The 24,487-nt window shown below is 33.5% G+C and carries 26 protein-coding genes; 5 read left to right on the top strand and 21 right to left on the bottom strand.

From position 1 onward, the window contains the following. Positions 1-165: 165 nt before the first annotated feature. Complete coding sequence (locus tag E0F89_RS14185; RefSeq protein ID WP_131910436.1) at positions 166-612, bottom strand: exodeoxyribonuclease VII large subunit; 447 nt, start codon at positions 610-612, stop codon at positions 166-168. A gap of 689 nt (positions 613-1,301) precedes the next feature. On the opposite strand from E0F89_RS14185, the gene E0F89_RS14180 reads away from it, so the two are divergent. Together E0F89_RS14180 and E0F89_RS14175 are read left to right on the top strand one after the other, a co-directional pair. Beyond that, the gene (locus E0F89_RS14180; protein ID WP_131910435.1) at positions 1,302-2,345 is read left to right on the top strand and encodes a glycoside hydrolase family 130 protein; all 1,044 of its coding nucleotides are present in this window, start codon (positions 1,302-1,304) and stop codon (positions 2,343-2,345) included. Next, the gene (locus E0F89_RS14175) at positions 2,338-4,713 is read left to right on the top strand and encodes a glycosyltransferase (protein WP_131910434.1); all 2,376 of its coding nucleotides are present in this window, start codon (positions 2,338-2,340) and stop codon (positions 4,711-4,713) included. Before E0F89_RS14180 ends, E0F89_RS14175 begins: the two co-directional genes overlap by 8 nt. 693 nt (positions 4,714-5,406) lie before the next feature. Here E0F89_RS14175 and E0F89_RS17170 read toward each other — a convergent pair. The 4 genes from E0F89_RS17170 to E0F89_RS14155 all read right to left on the bottom strand — a co-directional run bounded on the left by E0F89_RS17170 (position 5,407) and on the right by E0F89_RS14155 (position 7,960). After that, complete coding sequence (locus tag E0F89_RS17170; RefSeq protein WP_165930040.1) at positions 5,407-5,571, bottom strand: hypothetical protein; 165 nt, start codon at positions 5,569-5,571, stop codon at positions 5,407-5,409. Between the two features lie 883 nt (positions 5,572-6,454). Next, complete coding sequence (locus E0F89_RS14165) at positions 6,455-7,411, bottom strand: HipA domain-containing protein (protein WP_131910432.1); 957 nt, start codon at positions 7,409-7,411, stop codon at positions 6,455-6,457. Further along, complete coding sequence (locus E0F89_RS14160; RefSeq protein ID WP_131910431.1) at positions 7,404-7,736, bottom strand: HipA N-terminal domain-containing protein; 333 nt, start codon at positions 7,734-7,736, stop codon at positions 7,404-7,406. The genes E0F89_RS14165 and E0F89_RS14160 overlap by 8 nt, the downstream gene beginning before the upstream one ends. A 5-nt stretch (positions 7,737-7,741) precedes the next feature. Next, a complete protein-coding gene (locus tag E0F89_RS14155) occupies positions 7,742-7,960 on the bottom strand; it encodes a type II toxin-antitoxin system Y4mF family antitoxin (RefSeq protein WP_131910430.1) in 219 nt (72 codons plus the stop codon). 382 nt (positions 7,961-8,342) lie between these two features. On the opposite strand from E0F89_RS14155, the gene E0F89_RS14150 reads away from it, so the two are divergent. Genes E0F89_RS14150 through E0F89_RS14140 form a run of 3 tightly spaced genes read left to right on the top strand, consistent with a single transcriptional unit; the run spans position 8,343 to position 9,773 of the window. Further along, a complete protein-coding gene (locus E0F89_RS14150) occupies positions 8,343-9,098 on the top strand; it encodes a hypothetical protein (RefSeq protein ID WP_131910429.1) in 756 nt (251 codons plus the stop codon). 1 nt (position 9,099) lies between these two features. Further along, on the top strand, positions 9,100-9,510 hold the full coding sequence (locus E0F89_RS14145; RefSeq protein ID WP_131910428.1) for a DUF5675 family protein: 411 nt from the start codon (positions 9,100-9,102) through the stop codon (positions 9,508-9,510). Then, entirely contained in the window at positions 9,507-9,773 is a 267-nt protein-coding gene (locus E0F89_RS14140) for a hypothetical protein (protein ID WP_131910427.1), read from the top strand. The genes E0F89_RS14145 and E0F89_RS14140 overlap by 4 nt, the downstream gene beginning before the upstream one ends. A 448-nt stretch (positions 9,774-10,221) precedes the next feature. Here the strand turns inward: E0F89_RS14140 and E0F89_RS14130 are convergent, their stop codons facing one another. From E0F89_RS14130 to E0F89_RS14060, 16 genes are all read right to left on the bottom strand, one after another. Beyond that, complete coding sequence (locus E0F89_RS14130) at positions 10,222-11,316, bottom strand: type I restriction enzyme HsdR N-terminal domain-containing protein (protein ID WP_131910425.1); 1,095 nt, start codon at positions 11,314-11,316, stop codon at positions 10,222-10,224. 138 nt (positions 11,317-11,454) lie between these two features. Further along, positions 11,455-11,838, bottom strand: a complete 384-nt coding sequence (locus tag E0F89_RS14125) for a DUF6943 family protein (RefSeq protein WP_243699529.1) — start codon at positions 11,836-11,838, stop codon at positions 11,455-11,457. Continuing rightward, positions 11,828-11,929, bottom strand: a complete 102-nt coding sequence (locus E0F89_RS17575) for a DUF6943 family protein (RefSeq protein WP_394345969.1) — start codon at positions 11,927-11,929, stop codon at positions 11,828-11,830. The genes E0F89_RS14125 and E0F89_RS17575 overlap by 11 nt, the downstream gene beginning before the upstream one ends. 907 nt (positions 11,930-12,836) lie before the next feature. Next, positions 12,837-13,298 carry a hypothetical protein gene (locus E0F89_RS14120; protein ID WP_131910424.1) on the bottom strand — a complete coding sequence of 154 codons (462 nt, stop codon included), beginning with the start codon at positions 13,296-13,298 and terminating at the stop codon, positions 12,837-12,839. Between the two features lie 40 nt (positions 13,299-13,338). After that, the gene (locus tag E0F89_RS14115; protein ID WP_131910423.1) at positions 13,339-13,641 is read right to left on the bottom strand and encodes a hypothetical protein; all 303 of its coding nucleotides are present in this window, start codon (positions 13,639-13,641) and stop codon (positions 13,339-13,341) included. After that, positions 13,634-13,843, bottom strand: a complete 210-nt coding sequence (locus E0F89_RS14110; RefSeq protein WP_131910422.1) for a hypothetical protein — start codon at positions 13,841-13,843, stop codon at positions 13,634-13,636. The genes E0F89_RS14115 and E0F89_RS14110 overlap by 8 nt, the downstream gene beginning before the upstream one ends. 245 nt (positions 13,844-14,088) lie before the next feature. Further along, positions 14,089-15,183: a leucine-rich repeat domain-containing protein gene (locus tag E0F89_RS14105; RefSeq protein WP_131910421.1), complete on the bottom strand. Its 1,095-nt coding sequence runs from the start codon at positions 15,181-15,183 to the stop codon at positions 14,089-14,091. A 5-nt stretch (positions 15,184-15,188) separates the two neighbouring features. Then, the gene (locus tag E0F89_RS14100) at positions 15,189-15,422 is read right to left on the bottom strand and encodes a hypothetical protein (RefSeq protein ID WP_131910420.1); all 234 of its coding nucleotides are present in this window, start codon (positions 15,420-15,422) and stop codon (positions 15,189-15,191) included. 18 nt (positions 15,423-15,440) lie between these two features. Continuing rightward, positions 15,441-16,172 (bottom strand): hypothetical protein, encoded by a 732-nt coding sequence (locus E0F89_RS14095; protein WP_131910419.1) that lies wholly within the window; start codon positions 16,170-16,172, stop codon positions 15,441-15,443. 140 nt (positions 16,173-16,312) lie between these two features. Next, positions 16,313-17,977 (bottom strand): DnaA ATPase domain-containing protein, encoded by a 1,665-nt coding sequence (locus tag E0F89_RS14090; RefSeq protein WP_131910418.1) that lies wholly within the window; start codon positions 17,975-17,977, stop codon positions 16,313-16,315. Positions 17,978-18,130: 153 nt separating this feature from the next. Then, entirely contained in the window at positions 18,131-19,975 is a 1,845-nt protein-coding gene (locus E0F89_RS14085; protein WP_131910417.1) for a DUF262 domain-containing protein, read from the bottom strand. Between the two features lie 77 nt (positions 19,976-20,052). Next, positions 20,053-20,991, bottom strand: coding sequence for a hypothetical protein (locus tag E0F89_RS14080; RefSeq protein WP_131910416.1), 939 nt, complete (start codon positions 20,989-20,991; stop codon positions 20,053-20,055). A gap of 59 nt (positions 20,992-21,050) precedes the next feature. Further along, complete coding sequence (locus tag E0F89_RS14075; protein ID WP_243699528.1) at positions 21,051-21,503, bottom strand: exonuclease domain-containing protein; 453 nt, start codon at positions 21,501-21,503, stop codon at positions 21,051-21,053. A gap of 27 nt (positions 21,504-21,530) precedes the next feature. Further along, positions 21,531-22,427 (bottom strand): helix-turn-helix transcriptional regulator, encoded by an 897-nt coding sequence (locus E0F89_RS14070; RefSeq protein ID WP_131910415.1) that lies wholly within the window; start codon positions 22,425-22,427, stop codon positions 21,531-21,533. Positions 22,428-22,745: 318 nt separating this feature from the next. Beyond that, on the bottom strand, positions 22,746-23,741 hold the full coding sequence (locus E0F89_RS14065) for a hypothetical protein (RefSeq protein ID WP_131910414.1): 996 nt from the start codon (positions 23,739-23,741) through the stop codon (positions 22,746-22,748). A gap of 56 nt (positions 23,742-23,797) precedes the next feature. Further along, positions 23,798-24,487 carry a hypothetical protein gene (locus E0F89_RS14060; RefSeq protein ID WP_131910413.1) on the bottom strand — a complete coding sequence of 230 codons (690 nt, stop codon included), beginning with the start codon at positions 24,485-24,487 and terminating at the stop codon, positions 23,798-23,800.

The raw sequence follows: 24,487 nt of genomic DNA, 5'->3' as shown, positions 1-24,487 counted from the left end.
AGCCTTATTTGCTTTATGGCAAGGGTACGGCCATCATGGCTCCAACTAGGACGGCCAAGAACTTGTAATTCCACGAATTTTTATCAGTTACATCTATAAAATCACCAAAGCCTTTGCTGGTTTCTACCGAAATTATTGCAATTCGTTGGGGTAAAAAAGAGAGTACTAACTTTTTATTTTTTCATAAATATCCTCCAACTGCAGTTTTTTAATCGTTTCCCGCTTTTGATTTTCTAAATCTCCTAACGTGTATTGCGGATCAATATCTACTATTTGAAGTGAAAGGCCAAAAGCAGGATCGAAGGCTATTTTAGCAAGGAATAAAATTTTGATTCCATCTTTGAGCGGTTCTTTTAGTATTTGTAGAAAATTGCGATTGATATTTTGGTAATCTTCACGCCGTAATGTTGCTTTTATTTGTGCAATTATTTTACCATTTACTTTTTCTATTATTTCGGGAAAGCTATGACCGGATTGACTGTAATGATTCAGTTTGTTCATTTCAGCTTTAATCCAAAACGCACTTTTATACCTTTCTTCTAACGTTTTTTTGATACTGTTAGTGACATCCAGCAGCGAAAAAATAGTTTTGTCATTGATTTTCTCAGGCATACTGTTTTTGTGTTTATGCTTTAAAGAAAGAGGGCCTTTTATAGTGTTTCAAAAATATAGTAGTTTTTTCAGATTGTTATTATTGGGTCGAAATGATTTCCTTAATTTTTGTGGTGAAGGATGGAGATAGTTTTTCTGGTTTAGTATGTGTTTTATTATTGTTGGAATTTTTGGCCAGACTGAATGCTATTTTTATTCGATGCAGTTTCATTTTTTTACAGCATTTCATTTTCCACTGAAGGTCGGGAGATTTGGAGTAATTCTTCATTTGATAACAGGAATGGGCACGGAATGCAATTCTGCGCGAACCGGTTGTTTCATTTTAAATCTAAAATAAGGAATAATGCTTTTGTTGAAAAAAATAATTTCACAATAAATCATTAAGGTGGTATTGGCATTCCATTTGGCGACTAAGTTAGCAAACAACTCCGAAGTCAGGAGACCCCGGAGAGTAGGGGACTTGTGGTGACAACAGTCTCTTTTTTTGCCAGTAATTCAAGTCTTAATTTTTTATGCCGATAAAGCCCTCTTACTGTTTAAACCCGTAAATAGAACAACTTATTTAAATATTTATATAACACATTTAACGGATAAGAAATTGATATTTACATTCTCACTGAAAATATAATTCCTCAAAAAATATAATTTTCATTTAAAAATAATTAAATAATTTTTTTACAACATTTGTCATGGTAACAGTCAAAAAAGAGGGTGTGATCATTCAAAAAACATTACACGATTTTGAAAATGAGGGCGTCCTAAATCCAGCGTCGATAAAAGATGGAAATAATGTCCATCTCTTTTACAGGGCGGTGAGAAATGGGAATTTTTCGAGTATTGGCTACAGTAAATTAGCCGGACCGCTTCATGTTGAAAATCGAAATGACACACCTATTATCATTCCCGAATTTGATTATGAATCTCATGGCGTCGAAGATCCTCGGATTGTAAAAATCGATGATTTGTATTATCTTAGTTATACTGCGTTTGATGGTATTAATGCTTTAGGTGCATTGGCTTTATCCAAAGATTTAATAACATGGGACAAACAAGGCGTTATAGTGGCGCAAATAACCTATGAGCAATTTGTCAAATTTTCTAAGAATGATAAACCAAAAAGCGAAAAATATTTTCATTATAATCGACAAAAAGGTGTTGAAAAAGAAGACGGCGGTGAAGTTCTCCTTTGGGATAAAAATTTAGTATTCTTTCCAAGAAGAATTAATGGGATGCTTTGTTTTTTGCATCGAATAAAGCCTGATATCCAAATCGTTGTTGCCGTAAAGGAAATCGTTGCACTCACAGCGGACTTCTGGGAAGATTATTTTATCGGATTTGAAGACACTATTGTTTTAGGCCCCAAATACAAACATGAATCATGTTACACCGGAGGAGGATGCCCACCTATTGAAACGGAATTCGGCTGGCTATTAATTTATCACGGGGTAGAACATACTGCAAAGGGCTTTGTTTATTCAGCCTGTGCCTCATTACTTGATCTCGATAATCCTCAGAAAGAAATTGCGCGATTGCCTTATCCCTTATTTAAACCTGAACTAAGTTGGGAATTAAAAGGAGAAGTCAATAATGTGTGTTTTCCTTCTGGTACGGCTTTATTTGGAGACCGACTGTACATCTATTATGGTGCAGCAGATGAGCGTGTAGGATGCGCCTCAGTGAATCAGTCAGAATTAGTGAAAGAATTAATGCTAAACAAAATTAATCATGCTTAATAAAATAATAGTTAAACACCAAAACATACCCTTGGCCAGTATTTTCAAAAAAAAATATTTGAATGAGTCAAATCAGATACCTCGCCTAGAGATCAAAAATGACTTGCCTGAAATCTTATTTATCACCACCTATCCTCCTCGTGAATGCGGTATTGCAACGTATTCTCAGGATTTGATTAAAGTGCTGAATACTAAATTCGAGAATTCTTTTAAAATAAAAATTTGCGCTTTGGAATCGAATGATGAGCAACATACTTATCCTGATGCCATAAAGTACTTTCTCAATACAGACCGTCCGAAAGCCTTTACCAATTTGGCCACGCAAATTAATACTAATGTCAATTTGCAAATGGTTTTGATTCAGCATGAATTTGGATTATTTAAAAATAATGAAGCTGATTTAAAACAGTTCATAAAAACAGTTGAAAAACCTGTTATCATTGTTTTCCATACCGTACTACCGCGACCTAATTCGTCATTAAAAGCAAATGTTAGGGAAATAGCCCTAGAAGCGCATTCTATAATTGTAATGACGCATTCCGCTGCGGAGCTATTGATGAGCACATATGGTATAACAGCAGATAAAATCAATATCATTCAGCACGGAACCCATTTAGTTCCACATTCCGATAAAGAGGAATTAAAAATTAAATATAAATTAAGTGGAAAAAAAATACTTTCGACTTTTGGATTATTAAGCTCGGGAAAAAGTATCGAAACTACTTTAGACGCATTAGTTGAAATAGCGGAAAGGAACAAAGATGTACTATTTTTAATTATTGGAAAAACGCATCCATCAGTAGTTAACCACGAAGGCGAAAAATACCGTTCGATGTTAGAAACAAAAATTGAAGACTTAGGACTTCAAGAACATGTTAGGTTTATCAATCGTTTTTTACCATTAGCGGAACTATTAGAATTATTACAACTTACTGATATTTATTTATTCACATCCAATGATCCCAATCAAGCGGTAAGTGGAACTTTTGCGTACGCTATGAGTTGTGGTTGTCCCATTATTTCAACACCTATTCCCCATGCATGTGAAGTTTTGAAGAATAATGCAGGAATTATTATTGATTTCAACAATTCGAAACAATTGGCTAAAGAAACAAATAGGCTATTGTCTGATGAACAATTGAGAGAGAAAATGGGTTCAAACGGCCTGCACAGGATTGTTCCCACAGCTTGGGAAAATTCAGCTATTGGTCATGCCATGTTATTTGAAAAACTGGGAGATGAAAACTTCCATTTGTATTATAAACTTCCAAAAGTCAATCTTGATCATATAAAAAAGCTAACTACTGCTTTTGGAATGATTCAATTTTCAATCATTAATCAACCTGATATTGATTCAGGATATACTTTAGACGACAATGCCAGGGCCATGGTAGCCCTATGTCAGCAATATGAATTGACAAGAGATGATAATGATTTAAAATACATTCAAATCTATTTCGATTTTATTAAATATTGTTTGCAACCTAATGAGGTTTTTCTAAATTATATAAATGAAGAATATAATTTTACAAAACAAAACTACAAAACAAACTTAGAAGATTCAAATGGAAGAGCTATTTGGGCTTTGGGCTATCTAAATTCAATTAGCGACATTCTTCCAAAAGAGTTAGCTAAAGATGCTGCTATTGCCATGGAAAGTGCTCTTGTAAATGTTTCTGAAATCCATTCCACGCGGGCAATGGCTTTCATAATTAAAGGGGTTTACTACTACAATTCAACAGGAGTATCCCAAAAAAACCTTACGATTATTAAAACACTAGCTAACAGGTTAGTACAAATGTACCAACACGAAGCAGATAAGGAATGGAAATGGTTTGAAAGCTATCTTACTTATGGCAATAGTATTATACCGGAAGCGATGCTTTGTGCCTGGATGGCCACAGATCAATTAATTTATAAGGAAATTGCAAAATCATCCTTTGACTTTCTTCTTTCCAAAATTTTTACAAAAAACAGCATACACGTAATTTCCAATAAAGGATGGCTAAAAAAAGAAAATAAATCGGAGCCAAGTCCTATAGGTGGTGAACAGCCTATTGATGTTGCGTATACTATTCTTGCATTAAATAAATTTGACGAGGTTTTTAAAAATGAAAAATACTTTAAAAAAATGGTAGCGGCATTTAATTGGTTTTTAGGAAAAAATCATTTAAACCAGATCATTTATAATCCTTGTACTGGGGGATGTTATGATGGATTGGAAGAGGATTATGTAAATCTAAATCAAGGTGCCGAATCAACTGTGAGTTATTTGATGGCCCGCTTAGTATTGGAGAAATCATTGCAAAGAGCACCTAAAAACATTCATAAAGCTGTTGCAAAGCACAATAAATCCATGAAATTGTAAAAGATATTTATTGATAATAAGGTAGTTGATGCGATTATTCAAAACCTAAGATCGCAGCCGGTTCTTGGAATTTGATGATACAAAGTCAAAAAACGGACCCCGAACCGGAACCGTTTCAGGGATTTTTTTTAGTGTCTTGGCTCCATATTCTTTCGGAAGATATCGCAAAATCGATACTCTTTGCGTTTATGGGAGCCATGTCGAGTTTTATGATTTCGCCGGTGTTGAAATGGCTGATCCGTTTTAGGAGATAATAGAATAGGGTTAATTTTTTATCAGAAGCCTGGTCCGTTTGGATCAGGCTTTTTTTCGTGCATGATTTGTGTTTCTTTTTTAATTAGTTAAATATTTTTTTATTTTAATGATTTTAAAACCTGTGCCAAAATTCATATCATATCTATACGGGCGTTTGTATTTTAATACTGATTGAGGTTCAAAACATTAACCGTCATGGTGAAATTTTTATGACAACGGGGGAAGATCGTTAATTGTCTATTAATTGGGAAGGGCACGGAATGCAATTCCGCGCGAATGGGTTTTTTTGGCGTTCTCCGGTACCTAACTGTTCATTCTTTAAATTTTCCGAAGTTAAAATGATGTCTTTTTTGAACAACTTTTTCTCAGCTTCCAAAACCTTGCTTTTTATATTTTCAAGATGATTATTTATTGAACGGGCATCCTCAGTGGAACCCTTTACTTTCGACCCTTCATTAGACCATCTTTCTGGATTAACAAACTTATACTGCTAAACTCAAATCGTTTGGTTAGAATTGTCACACGGACATAAAAAGGGCAGATGCCATCATTGTTGGCTTTTGATCTCTTGATGTAAAAGAGTACGGATACAGCTGTATTCATGGCTGGTAACCTTTAAGTTATTATTAAATTTAAACTTTAAAATATTTTCATACAAGATGTTTAGATTATGAACATCTGATTAAACAGCTACCTGTTCAATAAATGAACAGTAGCGGAATATGTCTTTTTTTTTTGAGAGGTGTCACTAAAAGATTTAATTTTTTAGTGACACCTCAAAAGACACCTAAGTTTTGAGATTTAATGAATAATTTGATATACCGCAAATGAAAAACCCCCCTAAATCATAAAATTTAGAGGGGTTTGCTTTGTTTTGTATTTCTACCAGCGGAGAAAGAGGGACTTTATAATCACTTGTAAAGCGCCTATTTTCAATGTCTTGTGAATTGAATTATATTTGGGTAACCGAATTTACCCCCTATTAAGTCGTTATGAATTCTATTAATTTGTGCACTGTAAAAGTACGGAATAACGTAGACATATCCAATAAAATTTGGGACAAACATCATCAAAAAATGAACAGGTTACTGAACATGTAGTGGTTCATTTATTGATAGAGAAGGGTTTAAAAAATGAACTGGTTACTGAAAAAATACTATTCCGATTATGAACACTTAAAAAGAATTTTCATCCAATTATCAATGGTTCTACCTGTTCAATTTTTAGGCTAGTGTATTGACAAAACTCCTCGATTGACACAAACTCATTTTGGAGCTTATTGAGCTCCTTTCTTATTTTTTGAAGTAGTCTAATGCTTTGACGATAACTCTTTCCGGTTATGCGTTGTATATCTTTCGGGTAGATACACAATCTCTTGTTTTGGGTTTTCATACACTATCTATGGCTTTGATTGGGCTTTGATTTACTCTAAAGTACTACTTGTCAAACTTTAGTGAAGCCTAAATTTATGAAAAAAAGTGTTTGCTTAATCAGTCTCAAACAATCTATGGTATCTTTCTTCTAGCAACACTTTGTATTTTTCTTTGAACGCATCCGAGAGGAATGAATTTTCGATCCACAGAAGAGCGATAGGTTTGTTTTTTTGGAATCGCTTTGCAATTCCTTTTATTTGTTTTTCATTTAAGCCAAGGTTAATACCCAGCTTTTTGAAGTGCTCCCATTTTAGTTTTTTCTTTTTTCCATCTAAGGTCAGGGCCAATTCTTCAGTGTCGTCTGGATTAACGATGGTCACATTCAATAAATCATAGGCTGGTGCCAATGTCCAAGTTTCGCCGAAATGAATCATCGAAAAGTTTTTCAAGTGCATATCATTATTACCGGTCAGGAAACTGAAAATACCCAGTTCGAGAAAGTACACTTTGTCGAGCAAGGTGTTGTCTGAAAATTCATCTAAGGCTTTGCCTATTTTTTCCATCGAGCTTTTGTATTTGTCAAAAGCTTCTGTGATTTGGAACATGTCCAACATGTGAATTTTTTCTCCAGTTTCTGTTCTGTCGATGCGTTTGGTGATATAGGATAGTTCTCCAGACTGTAATCTTATTAAGCTAGATTTTACGGTATTGATTCCGAAAGCTTCCGCAATACGCATCGTTACATGCTCATTTTCCGGCATTTCAGGAAATTGTTCGGAGGGTGGCTTGAAAATATAATTTCCGCCCAAGGCTCCAATAACGGTAAGACGTCCTTTGCTTCCGTCTTGTATCGTATCGTTTACAATAGACAAGGACAACTTGGGTTGTACTCCGGGCACTGCCACACTGCGCTCCACCACATTTTTGGCTAATTCTACCATTTGCTTTAGCGAATGATCGAATGCCGGCTGTTGTTTGGTACCGAAAAATTCGAAACTGCACCGCTCATGGAAATCACCAACGCTTTTATCGTTTAATGATTGGTAACAATATAAACATTTCTTAGACATCTTCAGTTGGAATTGGTTGAACACTTACTGCTCCGATACAATTTTGGCAACAAGCCAAAAGGAGTCCCATGCGATCGTTAGGATTGATTTTCCAGTTTTTGGCGGCGATATCCAGTAACCATCCTTCGGGTATGAGACCTTCAAAAAATGGGAATAACCGTTTTTCCGTGTATGGTTTTGTTCTCACAGGCATGTTCAAAGTGATACTTTCTTTGGGATGTTCTGAAACATACTTTTCGTCGTATTGAAAGTTATAATCCCCATCATCTGTTTCTGTGAGTATTCCTGAGAGAAACTCTTTATAATAGATAGCTGCTTTTCTCATAGAATCTAATCTTCACTGTTGGATAAATCTCTGGCATTTACCGGAGCTAATGTATGTCCGAACATTTTAAGTACCTGGTTTACTTTTTCGAGATTCAGGTTTTCTTTTCCTTGTTCTATTTTTCGTATCACGGTAAGGGCTACTCCGGCACGTTCCGCTAAGGCTTCCTGTGTGAGGTTTACCTCATTTCTTTTCTCTTTCACAAAATCTGCTATTGTTTTCATATCCGGAAACGTATTTTTTAATAGGTCATACTATAATTGACTTTCGATGCATTAGTTTTTCCTCATGCGATGTCATGATTATATGCTTTTGCAACGATTTTAAACAAATGTATTAAATTATATGTAAAAGCATATAGTTTCGATTAATTATTTGTATTTATATGTAAAAGCATATAGTTGTAATTGATTGTTAATTTTAAATGACAACTGACATTTAGGTCTATTTCTGCCATTGATGTCAATTTATGACATATGGAATACCTAGCTATTTTTTATCTGATTTAATAGCTTAAAATTTGTTTCATAATCAATCGAAAGTGTTGCAACAGGATGATGATTGAAGGTGTTTTAAAGGAAAAATTAATTTAAAATTTTAGAAATTATGGCAAGGCAAAAAGGCATAATTAAGTTGAAAGGTACTATCGGAGATATTACTTTTTACAAAACCAAGGACGGGCATCTGGCTCGCGAAAAAGGAGGAATTGATGCAAGCAGAATCAAGAATGATCCTGCGTTTCAAAGAACCCGTGAAAATGGTTCGGAATTTGGTAGAGCCGGGAAGGCCGGAAAGATTTTGAGAACGGCTCTGAGGGCTTTGCTTTTGAATACTGCCGATGGCAGAATGGTGAGCCGATTGACCCAGAAAATGGTTGAAGTGATTCAGGCTGATGTGACCAGTGTGAGAGGGTTACGAAATGTGATTGATGGTGAGGCAGAATTGCTTGCCGGCTTTGAATTCAATATCAGGGGAAAATTGGGCACCAGTTTGTTTGCGCCATTTGTGGGATCGATTGACCGTGCCTCAGGTGAAATCACCGTGTATCTGGAACCGTTTGTTCCGGCAAACATGATAGCCGCACCGGGTGGAACAACCCATTTCAAAATTATTTCTGCGGGTGCCGAGATTGATTTTGAAACTGAAACGTTTGTCGAGGCGCATTCTGAAACTGCGATTTTACCTTGGGATGCAGTGGCTACGCTTGCCATCTCCCAACTGAATGCAGTTACTGCTGCAAGCACAAAACCGTTGTTTTTAGCTTTGGGAGTGGAGTTCTACCAAGAAGTTAACGGACAAATGTACCCATTGAAAAATGGCTCCTACAATCCCTTGGCATTGGTTCAAGTGAGCGGATTGTAAGATGGTCCTGATGTTGAAACGGACGTATTTTCCGGAGGGAACGCAAGGGGTTTTAGAATGGAACGGCACCATAGTTTGTTATACCATCGAATTGCCCTGGTTGGGAAACCAAAAGCGTATTTCTTGCATTCCCGAAGGAGAATATATCTTACGGCAGCGGTTTAGCCCCAAATTCGGATGGCACTTGCATTTGATGAATGTTCCGGGAAGAGATTTAATCTTAATCCATCCCGCCAATGATGCCAAAAAAGAGTTGTTGGGCTGCATCGCTCCTGTAACTCAACTCACCGGAATAGGGAAGGGCAGTTCCTCCAGAAAAGCATTAAAAAAGCTAGAAAGTTTGGTTTGTGCCGCTTTGGATCGTAATGAAGTAGTAAAAATAAGTATTCACTGTAAAAAAAAAAGATTATGAATATAATTGAAAGGGCGAAATCGCCCACCCCGAAGTTTTTTAAAATAATCAGAATCATTGGCTTAGCATTGCTGGCTGTAAGTGGAAGTTTAATGGCTTCTCCTATTGTTTTACCTGCAGCAGTTGTTACGGTGGCCGGATATGTTGCTGTTGCCGGAGGTGTTTTATCAGCGATTAGTCAGGTAACTGTGGATGATTCTGCCCTCAAACAAGTTCGCGGCAAAGAACAGCAGCTTGTAAATAAACCCCGTGATGGAGGCTAATATCTCACTTAAAGTGGGTACTGCGACTGGCACTTTGTTGAGTATTTTTGGGAACATTTTTTATGAAGATATTTTAAAAACCATTATCTTAGCAGCTGTTGGAGTCACAGCCAGTTTTATGGTTTCACTTCTATTAAAATGGCTAATAAAATTCAAAAAGAAACACTGAGACACTGAGACACTGAGACACTGAAACAAGTTCAGTGTAAAAGTTCAATGTAAAAGTTAAGCGAAAAATAATCCGGTTATGATTGGTAACCTTTTCCGGATGAATTGAGAAAGCCTGGTCGCAAGATCAGGTTTTCTTTGTTAATTCCTATACACTTCTGAATTGTGGAGCTCTTCTGAATAGAGAATATTCTGTTCACCTAATATTTATGTAAATAGCAAATTTACTACAACGGCACGATATCAAAATGCTTGTTGTATACTACATTTTCATCTTACATCATTGGGTTGTTTGTATGTCGATGTTCATTTGTCTGCAGTGGTTAATGAAAGTTTTGATATTAAAAATCCCCCATTGAGTGCTTACTGCAACTATTTCGTCAGCCAAATGAATTAATTCGTTTGGCTTAATAAAATTTCTTCTATCACTTTTTAGTGCAGCGCTATTTTCTGTTGTAAATGTTTCTTGACCTTGCAAACGATCTGGGAACATTGATTTTAGTTGATTAAAAGATGTTGCTGGATTTTTCTCAATATAATCCTTTATTACTGCTAATACCAGTCGATTTTTGCCGAGCGTTTGCCCGTTGAATAAATATTTTGTATAATCTTTGTTATTTACATTATCTACTGTTCCAGGAGAATATAATATTTTTGGTTGGGAATGTTTCTGATTTTGTATATTTGAATTGATTGCAGATTTGTATTTCTCAGATATTTCTATTTTCAATTCTGTAAGAACAGAGTCGATTAACTCACCGTCGTAATCACTAATAAAATCTTGCTTAATTAATTCATTTAATCTTTCAAGGAAATCAACGGAAACTATTTTCTTTGTAAGCTCTTTAAAATCTTGTTTAAGGTTTATTTTCTTTAAGGATTTTAAAGTAAATTCCTTCAAGACTTCCTTGTTAAAATTCTCTTTATCAAATAGTTCAACAAAAGCCAATCCTCTTTCATTATTGTGTTCAAATTTGATTGTTTCAAGTAAAATAGGATCGTCTTGTTTAACCAAATCACCATCATAGAATATTTGGATGCTTTGCCCGATAAGAATCCCATACTCTAATTTTAAATATCTCATGTATGAGAATAATTGTTGTTGGAAATTTGAACTAATAGGGATATTTGGTTGTTTGATCTCAATAACAAACAATTTATTTTGGTCAATTGATTTTATTACAAAGTCTGGTGTGATCCTGTTGGAAGCGCCAACTTGAAATGATGGACGAATGTCAAAATCATTTAAAAATTGTTTCCAATTTAAAACTCTTAAAGCTTGAATAATATTTTTTTCGAATGCATTCTCGCTAACATCCGGTTTTATACTGTCTGATAGTAAAAAGCATATTTCGCTCCATTTTTCGTTATTCATAAATTTCTCTTTTAAATTCCTAATCAGTCTTTCAGTGCAAATGCTAACTTAGCCATTATTATGACTTTATTTATAATAATACCTTTTTCATAAAAAGGACTCAAATATACATAATTATACTACAAGTCTTATTTTTTATTACTTACAGTATTTATAGAGAATTGCTCTTCGCATTTCATTAATAAGTATAATATTCTTCTGGAATTGATCCTCTTTTTGTTCCAATAATCTCAATGCCTGGACCTGTTTTGTATGCAACTCGTGTTCCTGCAGCATTTCATTTACTTTTGAGTTAAAATCTTTTTTAAAATCGTCAATACGTAAAAATGGAATTACGGACCCAACTAAGGATTGGTGCCAGAATCTTGCTTTCCATAAACTATAAGCCAACCAGTAAACTGTTTCAGCATCTTGCTCGTCTTGAAATAGAATCACAAAACTATTTGTAAAGGGTTCTTTTTGTGGCTTTACCAACGCGCTGTTATTGTTTTTTTGGTATTGGTGAATTTCACTATGCTCCATTTCCACTATTTAATCCTTTGTTAAGAATAAAGATTTGGTTAGCTCTGTAAACTGCATTTTTTTGGTGTGTTTTAATAATGAAATTCGGCATGACGGATTGGTATTAAAAATTAAACATTAATTTTTTGAAAAGAAAAAAGAGAAAAAAAGAAAGCTGTTAAAACAGCAGAAATGACGAACGAAAATGGAGGGCGACCCTGTAATAAATTTTGAAAAAGACCCTGAAACAAGTTCAGGGTAAACCGACTGAAAGTGAGGAATGGATGCTATGTTTGCTGGATTTTTTTCTTTTTCTTTTCAAGAAATTGCACTATCGTCTTGTTGAGGTTTTTCTGGGGACGTTTTTATGAAAACGGCAATCAAACACCCCCAAGCACCGCAGAAAATGATGATTGTAGCGATAGCGGAAATTATTGTTTTTCGAGGAGCGCAGTTGGCGGGGTTGCGGCAATCGAACAGCCGCTGCAGGACGGGAACGCACCGTAGTCCCGCCTTTTGCGGGACGAAGTAGAGTGTAGTACTGCATGCGTGAAACGGCGGGGAAAAAATATAGGACAGCCTATGGCGTTCCTTGATTTAGGGCAAAGTGCCGTTTTTCACGGTGCGGAGCCAACCCCGATGGCTGTGCGAAGGAGCAACCGCTGAAAAAATAAAGGGCGGCAGACATGATACTGCTGGAATGCAGTGAAACGCAGCTTGCGGAGTGTAACGGAATGAAGCGGTATTGTGGATGTAATAGCCCTGCCGAACGCAGGAAGTGATCGTGTGAAGATGAGGAACGAAAAGCAGAAAAAATAAGGCTGCCTATTTTGGCTGCCTTATTTTTTTGTGCTGTGAAGTGTCTGCGGAATGGAGGGAAACCCGAAAGAAAATCGTTGAAAAGACCCTGAAACTAGTTCAGGGTGAACCGACTGGAGCTGCCGAACGGAACAAAGAGAACGACCGAAGAGAGACCGCTTGATTGCACGTGATGTTTATTTAGAATATTCTTTTTTCGATTACATGATTTCAAAACTGTTCTGGTATACCAGTAATGTTTCCTTTTTCCTAAAGAGTACTGTTCTATTTTGATAGCTTGGTTTTTGCAAAAGCTGCTTGTTATTGAATTGCAATAAGTTGAATTGCAACTCTTCTATAGTAAATTCTTCCATTTTTATTTCATAACTCGCAATAAATCCAATAGCTTTTTGTTCTATATAAATTCCGGGAATATACTGTTCTGTAATTTCAGTTTTATGTATGTTGTATAACGGAAAAAGTAGTTGTTCCTGGTTTAAATCATTGAAGTGTAGTTTTTTTAGTTTCTTCCCATCTAACAGTATTTCGATTTGGTTTCTTGGAGTGTTCAATAGACCAGTCCACTTTATACCCGGTAAGTGTTCTACCGAAGGGATATAAGGAATTTTTAAGTAATAATAGAAAAATGGATCTACTAATGCTTTAAATAATGGAACTTTCATTTTATCCGCTACTTTTGAACATTCCTTTAAACTCTCATCATTACATTCGAACTTTTTGAGCATCCAGCTTTCCCCATGAAGATTGATTTTGAGAGTTTGCATTGAAATTATTCACTTGATTTAATCTGTTATCTTGAAGTTTAAAAAGGCAGATGTTATATAATTTAATTCCATCTGGTTTAATTCCACGAAGCTCTGTTTCGGTGAAGGAAAGTTTTTCACCTTCTGGAGGTTGGTTAATATTGTAGACATGATCCAATTGCCTGGTTTCTTTATCAAAATTCCCCAGAAAGCAAAATAAACTATCAAATAAATTAACTTCTTTTGTGCCAACTTCATCCATTGGTGGCCGAATAAAAAAGCCCCTTGGAAGTGTTGGCTAAAACTTCCTTGCTGTTGTCTGTTAAGTCAGAAAAATTACCATAAGAACTCCCGGAATAGTCGGTATGCCAAGATTTTACAGAAGTTTTTGAGTATTCAATTTTGTGACTGTTGCTAGGATTAATTCTAATTAATTTTTCTCGTATGTTAATCATTTGTGACATAATAGTTTTTTTTAGTCTGCCTTCTCGAATTGGTTTATAATTTTCCCACTCAGCGAATTTACTGAGTAGTTAAGACAAATGATGGCGCAGTTAAATTTTTTGTTTATAAAAAAATGACACTTTTTTTTGCTGTAGTTTAGAATTTATTAGACAAGAAACAATATTGTTTTACAGAACTTTTGTTGGGGTATTAGTGCAACTTTCCATTAAATGGTTAGAGTGCCATAGCCATGCAATTTGATTATTTAACTAGGTATAGCAATATAATCTATATGTACTTTCGAATTGTTGACTGAATTATCAAACTTAATGTTTTTATTTTCACTATTTGAAATATACAAATTTTCCAGTTTTTTATTTAAAATTATTTTTTCTAGTTTATTATCTAATGCGTACAGATCTTTTAAATTTTCATTCAATTCAATTACTGTTAGATTATTAAATGAAACATGTAATTCTTCCAGTTTTTCATTTAAGATTATTTGCTCTAATTTATTATCAGAAGTATTCAGTTGGATTAAGTTTTTATTTAAAACAATTTCGGTTAAATTATTACAGCTAACCTTTGATTTTTCCAACTTTTCATTTAAGATTATTTTTTCTAATTTATTGGACGATGCATTCAGTATTTTTAAATTTTCATTTAATTCGATTTCGATTAGATTATTATTACTGATATCTAATTCTTCCAGTTCTTCATTTAAGATTATTTTTTTTAATTTATTCCCTGACACATCTAGTTTTTTTAAATTTTCATTTACTTCTATTTCGATTAGATTATTACACGATATATCCAGTTCTTCCAGTTTTTCATTTAAGATGATTGTTTTTAGGTTATTACGAGTTGCTTTCAATTTTTTTAAATTTTCATTTAATTCTAAATTAATTAAGTTGTTAATACTACAATTAAGTATTCTTAGATTTTTATTGAGTTTTAAATTTGAAATTTCATTATGAGAACAATCTAATTCAATTAAATTTTCGTTTAATTCTAATTTTCTTACTTGACTATAATGACAGTTGAGTTTTTTTAAGTTTTTATTCAGTTTTAAATTCGAAATTTGGTTAAAAGAACAATCTAATTCTTCCATTTTGTCGCTGAGAATCAATGATTTTATAGATATTCTCTCAAGTTTTAAGTACTCCAGGTTTTCATTAAGTTCAATTTCAATTTTCCGAAAAGGTTCTAAATCTCTATTTTCCAAACATAATTTCTTAAGATTTCCATTGCATTTTATGATAGTTAGATTATTTGACTGGTCTATAACTAAATTTAAATTTTCTAAATTTGGATCTAATATATATCTTCTGTTGTTCGAAATGTAATATCCTGATTCCATAACTTTTAATCAAAAGCATTTTGCATGATTCCTGAAATCGGGTTTATTTCTTGTTGAATGTATTTAATTACATTTTCGGCTTCCGTTTTAATGGTGCCGTGTTCGCCATGGGTGACAATTCCGTTTCCTGTAATTTTTAACTTAATGATACCGTTTCCGAGTTTTTTCATTTCAATCTTGTCGGCTTCCAACACGTGGGTATTTGTTGATGGTTCTAAAATTAGTGCTTCTTTTTGCATGGTTTTTACGATTTAAGATTATGTTTCAATGGTTAAAAAACTAAAATACTGTTCTGCTGTTAGCGGGATGATTCTGCCTTGTGGTTCAATTTCTTTTTTTAATTCAACTAGCATAATGTCTCCTTGTCTTTTTAATTCTTTTATATGTGGAATCACATTTTTATGGAAACGGAAAGTGCTGGCAATAGCTTCCAAAGGTTCGTCTTTATAAGCTTCATCAATCCAGATCCAATGCGCTTTATTAGTCGATGTACACCAGCATTTTACAGTGTAAGCAAAACTTTTCACCTCTCTAAATTCAGATTTATTAACTAGTTTTGTGCAGTCAATTTGATACGTTTCATAAACAGCATGATAGCTTTTGTTTGGCAAAGTATTCCCTAGTTTATCGAAACACTTTCGGCTTACTTCCTTGCCATCAACTTTGACTCTGGTAGCTCCTAAGTTTTCAATCAAGTCGTTGATGTCAATAGTATTAAAAACTATCCTTCTGAAGTTTTCGTCTTTTATTTCGAAAGCTTCTTTATATGTAAACGGAACTGTTTTCTCGTAATTTTCAAGAAAGTAATTATAGATTGGTTTCAGTAATTCTATATTTTCATAAACTGATAAATAACGTTCTATAAATCTCTCTTTGTTGGTATAAATACCTTTTAATAGGCGTAACGCATTTTTATTCCCAATAGATTTTATACTATGTGAAGACACTAGATAAGTTAGGTCGTGTAGGATGCCGATTTCTATTTTCATACTTTAATTTTATCAAAAGTAAATCCGCGCTATGTCAAACAATGTCGGTGTGAAATTGTTTTATATAAAAAAACGACACTTTTTTGGAGTGTCGTTTCGGATATCTTAAAGTTGCTTTCCTATGGATTTATTTTCCGATTTTATTCTATTGAAGTATTAAACCCTGTTGCAATTATTGTAATTGCAATTGATTCGCCAAGATTTATATTTTCACTAACAGACATAATTATATTGGCCTCGTAACCAGCTTCTGATTGTATGTAATCATTGATTTCGCCAACTTCATCAATTGTTGTTGCAATTGTACCACTTGTGACCAGTAACAAAACGTACTTGGCGTTGGCGATTTTGTCCTCTTTCAACAGCGGAGAAAATAATGCCGACTCAATTGCATTTTTAGCCCTGTTTTCACCGGAAGCTACAGATGACCCAACTAAAGCGCAGCCACTATTACCTAATACTGTTGTGATATTTTTTAATTCAAATCTTGGGTGTGATACCATTGCAACCATATCTTTTACAATGTTTGTAATAGTGCCATTGATACGCTGAAATGCCGATTCAAAGTTAAGATTTTCATTGAGGTGATTTGATTTGTTATTATCAATAACTATTAGCGAGTCAAATTGTTTTCGCATTTTTTTAATCTCTGAATGTGCTTTTTCATAATTTAATTTTCCTTCAGAAAGGAGTGGAATTGAAACAATACCTATTGTGATATTATCTCTTTCTTTTGCCAGATGTGCGATTATTGATGCAGTTTCCGTTTCTGTCGCTCCTCCCATTTCAGCAATTATCACAACCATTTTGGTGCCGTTGCCCAGCTGAGTTTTGTCTTTAATCCTCTTATTTTCGATTACTTTAGCATCATTACTGCAAACCATAAAATCAGCTCCTTTAATCTCTTGCTGAATCATGTAGTTTACACTATTACAACCCGCAGTCCCCATACCAATTACTTTAATCTTATTTGTACAATCCTGGGGTACTTCCATTGCAAAGTCTGAACCGGCTATGGAGTTAATTTTCCTGATAACATTTTTTGTAAACTCTAGCGTTATTTCTTTTTTATTAAGTTTTACTTCTGTAAGCAGATAATGTAAACAACCTTTAAGGTCTTTCAAATTTGACTTTATATTTCGGGCGATATAGTCTATGATTTCTTCGGGTATTTCTACATTCGTGGAAAGCAATAAATTTTTCAGGACTGCCATTCGGGTTACATAATCAAGTTGTTGCAGTTCTACTGTTAGTCCTCCTGTAAAACGAGACAATAGTTGGGGATTAATATCTAGCATGTCGATTAGTGGCCGGTCAGCTGTTATTATGATTTGCTTGCCCTTTTGACAAAAATTATTAAATACTTCTAAGATAACTTCCTGTCCTGTAGTTTGGCCGGATAGGCATTGAATGTCTTCCAATATTAAAATATCTATCGATTGGAGCCAATTGACAAATTTATCCCGATTATTGTTATTTACTGAATCGATGTATTGTTGTGCAAAGATTTCAGAAGAAGTATATAAGACACTTTTCTCAGGATACCGCTCTTTTATTACATTACCCATCGCATGGACCAAATGCGTTTTTCCAGAACCCATTCCTCCAAAAATAAATAAAGGATTGAATAATTTTTCTACCAAATTAGTTGTGACAAAGATTCCTGACAATAACGCACTTTGATTGGAATCGCCAACAATAAAATTATCAAAACTATATTTTTCATTTAGCTGAGATTCTATTTTAAATTTTCGGGTTATAAACGTTTCAATTGGTTTGTGGATTTTTTTTCCTGAATTTGACATTTTGTTATTTTTTAGGTTGCCTATTTTTTGGTTTTCTTCGGAACTATTTATTAAGCAAACTTAGGAGCAGACAATGTCAAAATGTGTCGGAGATAAATTATTGTATAAAAAAAAACGACACTTTTTTTGGAGTGTCGTTCTTGGCTTTATTGTCTATTCCCAAATATCATTTCTATTTATAATACTTTCAGAGATAAATTCAATAATATCTTCACTTCTTTCATTTATTTTGGAAACAAATTGTTCAGGATTCTCCCAGGTTTTTACTTGTTTAGCGGTTTTTATAAATCCACATTTTTCATAAGTATTAATGTGATCATTTGGCAATCCATTTGAATCAGATGAATTATTACTTGTTGTAGATAAAGCAAGGTTCCCAATGCCGTTAATTACACCCAATATTTCATTCCATAAATAATCTGCTTGTTTTATTTCTTCCTCAGATTCTCTTTTTAAACCTAAACTTTTCCAAGTTAATCCTCTAGCCACAATATGGTCTATTGAAACTTTATCGTCTTTAAATATATCTGTTCTTATTCTTTCAACATTTGCTCCTTTTTGAATTTCATATTTGTATAAAAAATATCCCGCTCTAGTCCATCCATAAGTATTTGATAGCCATTTGTTTTTCCCTTCCCCAAATAATTTTTTGGTGTTCTCGCCTAAATGTCCCCAATCTGCACCAAACCATTTGTTATTCGTAAAATATTGCAATAATAAATTTTTACATTCTTCAAAACCTAATTCAGGCTTTAGACTTGCATAAATGCTATCAAATTTACCTCGATATTGTTTTCCATAAAAAAAGCCGTTCCAATAGATTATATCATAACTTAATACAAAGTTTTCCCAACGTTCAATAAGTTTATAATCAATCGTATTACTCGCTCTGAATGCTCGAAGTAAGAAAGTTAGACTTTTGTTTTTATCTAAAAGCAAAACATCTCCTATTAAATGATTATTATCTTGTTTGTCAGCATTTGGAATAGCAACAGTTATAATCTCCATTGATCTAGCAAATTCTTTTGCGAGTGTTTTTGCATACGTTACAATTTCTTCCTTATTCTTTTGCGATAATGATTCTTTTACATATTCAAAAGAGCCTCTTTCTTCTTCAACCCCTTGTGGTGAACCAAAGTTTTCAATTTTGTTGCCGTCTTCAACAGCTCGTAAGTGATGCATTAAAATTGTATCTAAAGGCATATCTCCTCGCAACCAAACTTCGTTTGCTTTCTCTTCTAACTCAAAAATTCTTGCAAAATATTTTTGAATTTCTTGAATATTTTTTTCTGCATTTATAGGTGTTGATGAATGAATATAAATATTCTTCATCAAAAGTGCTTTTACTTTCTCTGTTTCGGTAAGTTTTACACCTCTTGTATTGTGCAATTCAAATATTTGTGAAGCAACAGATTTATCATTAAAAATTGCAACCGAGCAATATGCTTTGTTTATGATTTGGATATATTTTCCAATATCATCAGTCTTTAATAAATTAGTGCTTTTGGATTTATCCGTATCAGAAAAAGCTTTTTTAAATAGAGTAACTGCTTCAATCATTCTTTTCAAAGAAGATGTTTTAGAACTTTTTAGAAGATTATCTAATTCAATATCAACACAATTATTTTTACTTAAAATATTTTTTATTTCGTCTAAACCTAGTAAATCGTATGAAACTGGCTTGAAACTAATCTTATTTATATAATTTTCTTCTTGTAAATAGCCACAAACCAATAAAAACAAGTAAACAGTACTTATACGCTGTTGTCCGTCAACTATTTCAAATTCATTACTTCCTTTTGAGTTTTCTAAAATATAATGACCAAGGTAATATGTTGTATCATCTAAAGAATCATCGTTATCATCGCAATGTTCTAAAATATCATTGATAAATGGAATTAGCTGTTTTTCTCCCCAGGAATAAGCACGTTGATAATCAGGGATAACGAACGAGTATTTCTTTACAAATTCGCCAAATGTGTTTTGTTTTTCTGTCATATTAATTTTTATTTGTAATTAATTTAAATAATTACTTTCCCAATTTAACTTTTACAGCTGTAATTGTATTTAATATACTAAATAAGATACGATTTATTGTACTGTTCCAAAACTTTTTCGAGGATTTTTACATCAATCTTCTCCTTGGTTCCTATAGGCCCTTCTTCGTTAGGGTAATAAGTATTAAAATAGATAGTTTCATAAATATCAGCAAATCGTTTAAAGTTTTTCAGCTGATGTTTTTCGTGATACTCCCAGGCAGTCATATAGACATCTACTTTTTCAATGGCATAATTTATTTGATCCTCATCTTCTGAAATACCATATCTTGATTTTACATTTACTAATTCTTCTCCATAAACTTCTGCAAATTCCAATGCATACGCTTCACTTTTGCCTTCCTTTATAGCTTTATCATATGCATATGCATATTCTTCACAATAGATAGGGTTGTAATCTCCGCTGGATAATAAACGAGCATATTCATGTATATAAACCTCAGATTTCCCTAATACAAATTTGGTTTTATGAATTTCTGAATATTTTTTCGCCTGCTTTTCTATATCTTTAAATACCACTTCAATTTCAAAAAGATGTATATAGTGTTTGATGAAATTTTCATCACCCCCGAATGTTCCGCTATGAATTAGCAATTCTTGTTTTGCTAATTCGGGATTAGTTTTTTTTATATCATGATAAGTAATATGATATACAACTTCTCCATCTTCGACACAATTAGCTACTGCTAATGACCATTCGTCACCCTGTCCTTTAGCTTTTTCACATAAAAAGGTTTCGATAAACATCTCAGTTACAACCAAAGCACTTTTATGAGCAGAATCCCCTGTTTCTTCATAGTCTACATGGGTCCAGTTTATATATTCATGTTGATAAAGTTCTTCAAAACATTGTTTATAATAAGTATACAGATTTTGAAAGATTTTCTCCTCAATCCCTTTTTTCTTAAAAATCGATATAAGATGGGCATATGGATGTGGTGTTTTCTTGTCGATCATATTTTAGTAAAATGTTATTTATTTTCTTGTAAATCTATTCTATTAATACATAATAATTCCTACAATTTCAACAAACTCCTCAAATACAACTCCGCACAAGCCTTGGCATCGCTCAATGCATCGTGGTGATTTAGCGGAATGTTATGTTCTTGGCACAATGTAGCTAAATTTGACCTATAAATCTTATAAGTACAGTACTTATTGTAATCCGGTGCTGACATTCCATAATGTTCCAATGTTTTGCTTAAAACCGGGAAATCAAAACCAAACCCATTGTGCGCAATTACATTTTGGTTTTCTATAAATGGCGCAATCTTGTGCCAAATTTGATTGAAAGTGGGGGCATTTATGGTATCTCTTGCCGAAATTCCATGAATTTCTGTAAAACGCTGCCAGTAGTAGTTGTTAGGTGGTTGTACCAACAAATCGATTTCTTGGGTGATAATTCCGTTTTCGAGTCGTACCCAGTCCAACCTGGCAAATGCTCGAACGGTAGCCTTGTGCAGTTTCAAAATCTATAGCGGTAAAAGAATGGCCCATTAATTATATATTTTGATCATTTCTTCGATGCGGCTTTTTACTGCTTTGCGTAATGTTGAAGGTTCATATACTTCAACTTGATCACCATACTTAAGCAATTCCATGATGAAATCATTGGTTGGATGCATGTATAATTCAATAAGGAGCTCTTCTTCTGTATTGTGTACAACTTTTTGTGAGGAATGGAGCGGGAAAGATTTTATGTAATTTCCTTGCTGCCACGTAAAAGAAAGTACGATTCTTTGAACAGGTTCGTAGGTTTCTATGCCAAAAGCATGTTGGTAATTTTTATCCATATCAAAAACGATGGGCTTGAATTTGTCAGCTGAAATTTTCAAATCAGTGATTCTGTCGAAACCGAAATTTTTTATACTCCCGTTTTTGTTGTCTTGGGCTATCAGGTACCAGCGGTGTTGGGATTCTTTAATCGCGATGGGTTTTACCGTTCTTTGGGTAATTTCCATATTCCAAAATTTGGTGTGGGTAAATGCGATTTGGAAATTGTTTTGAATGGCGTATAAAATGCCGTTTATCAAGGCGGTTCCTGAAGATTTTCTGTTTTCCAAGTGAATACTTGGTGCTATTTTATTTCCTTCTTTAAGTGCCTGATGAATGGAAAATGCCTCAATCATTCTTGACACCGAAGGATCTTCAATGTCTTCATCTATATAATATACCTTATCCTTTCGATTGTACTGGATAAGAATACCGAACAAATCCAGTATGTCTTTTTTATCTCTATCGAAAGTACGAGCTGAAAATTCAAAATTAGCACTCAAATCCTCATTTTCAAGTTTAGTCATCACCAGTTTATGTAAATCCTTAAAATTACTAGGAGCAGATTTTAATCGATCCACGATGTATAAATAGCGTTTGTAAAATATTACTTTTGCCATAGGTTTCTTTTTTTATTTTGCTAAAGTATTATTTTAGTCTGACAAAACGTGACGGATAAAAAAACGAATAATTTTTATTTTATATCCATTCTAAGCGCGGATTTGTTGCAGATTTAATTTTATTTACCCACTTCTAGATTAATATATTGTAAAATTCAAACATCTCCTTAAGTACTTTGATGCTCAAGTAATCCTCTATTTTTTGAATTTTACGATTGTGATCCAATGCTGTTGTTCTAAAATCAGTTAATTGATGTATAGATATTTTTTGATTTCTCTAACTTAATGGATTTCATCCTAAATTATAAATTCTTTTGCCTATTTATCATCCGAAGGGGATAAATAGGCAAGAATTATAATATCAATTGGAATTGATGTAAGACTCCACCAGCCAAACTTACCCCAATAAAAATAACAAAATAAAATAGTTATTGTTAGGATAAAAATTACTGTTAAACCAAAAATATAATCTGCTCTTTCTTTCTCTCTCTCCTTTTCTTTTTTTGCCTCACAAAAGTTTAATGTCTCCAATATTTTCGCCTCATTTTTTGTTTCACAAAATTTTAGTGTTTCCAATATTTTTGAATCATTTGAAGTTAATAGATTCGCTTTCTCTAAATACATTTTCGCATCTGTATAAGAAAAATTATTAAGGGAATAAGTATAGTAATGCCCTAATTTATAACAGCAATCAGCAACGGCAAAGCCTTGAGAAATAAGTGTTTTAAAATCTTGTATAGCTTTTAAATCCCCACCATAATTACTTTTTATTCCCGTTACTGCATTTTCATAAGTTTTTTTTTGTGAAACATACGCTAATTCAATTTTTTTTTCTTTCTCATAACAACTTTCCTGTGACAATATACCATCTAGTTTATTTGTCGTTGATTTAACTTCGTTAGGATGATTTTTGTTTGTATTTTGAATGGATTTTACTCTATTTGCTTCTTTTATATGATTAGTGTCCTTTGAGACATCAAATGCTTTATTAAAATAAATGTAAGCCAATTCAAATTTTCGTTCTTGCTCATAACAACGTGCTTGTTTCAATAAAACATCTAGATTATTTGCTGTTTGTTGAACTTCTTTATGGGCCAAAAGCCGTTCTAAAATCCAAGCTAATTTAATTTTTTTTTCTTGCTCAGAACATCGTGCCTGTTCCAATAAATCAAGTTTTTTTGTCGTTGCGTGTTCTTCTTTATGAAGGGTATCGCTTACATTTTGAACTGATTGATCAATGCAATTTATTGTTTCAGGCACATTTTCTTGTTCTTCTTCCCAATCCTCAAAGGAAATTTTTTTTCTTCCTGACATTTTTTTCTATTTTTAAATAAATAAGAGTTCCTCAAAAAAAGACGGCTTTTATATAGTTATAAATTTATTTTGCTGAATTTTTCATTCCACTGTTCAGCAGCTACTTCTTTGATTTGAATGAGGGTTTCGTTTTTCCACTGTTGCAAGGTGGATTTCAATTTGGATTCAAAATCTCCATCTTCTGCAATCTGATCTATCTTGATTCGCCATTCTCGTGAATTTAATGTTAACGGCAGAAAAACATAGGTAAAATCAAGATTTTCATCAATTACACTTTGCTCTTTCTGACTGGTTTGAATTGTGGATTGTAAATCAGATTTAAGATTTTCCAATTGATTGTACCAGGCATTAACTAATTCCTCATTCGTAGTTAAAACCAGCTGAATGCAGTCTGATTTTGATTTTTCAAAATCTATACTCATTTTGGTCTCTATCGTACTATTTACAGTATTATCTGATTTTCTACGAGCGACTGAATACAGTAATCCGGCTATTATGACAGCACTACTTATTGAATACAGAGGGCTTTTTGTAATGTAATAAACTCCACCGCCAACAACGATTCCTCCCAAAGCAGGGACAAAAGATGGTTTTGAAGGATCTTCGGTATTATTTACCGCCTTGCTCAAGCCCGATTTTTGGGAGATGGCAGAAAAGCCTGAATATTTTGATTCTAATTTTGAATAAACCGCATTTGAAATCTGTTCCAATTGTGTTTGTAACTGTTGGCGTGATAAAATATTCAT

Source organism: Flavobacterium caseinilyticum (assembly GCF_004349085.1).
Taxonomy (GTDB): domain Bacteria; phylum Bacteroidota; class Bacteroidia; order Flavobacteriales; family Flavobacteriaceae; genus Flavobacterium; species Flavobacterium caseinilyticum.
This window is presented reverse-complemented; position numbering and strand designations above follow the sequence as displayed.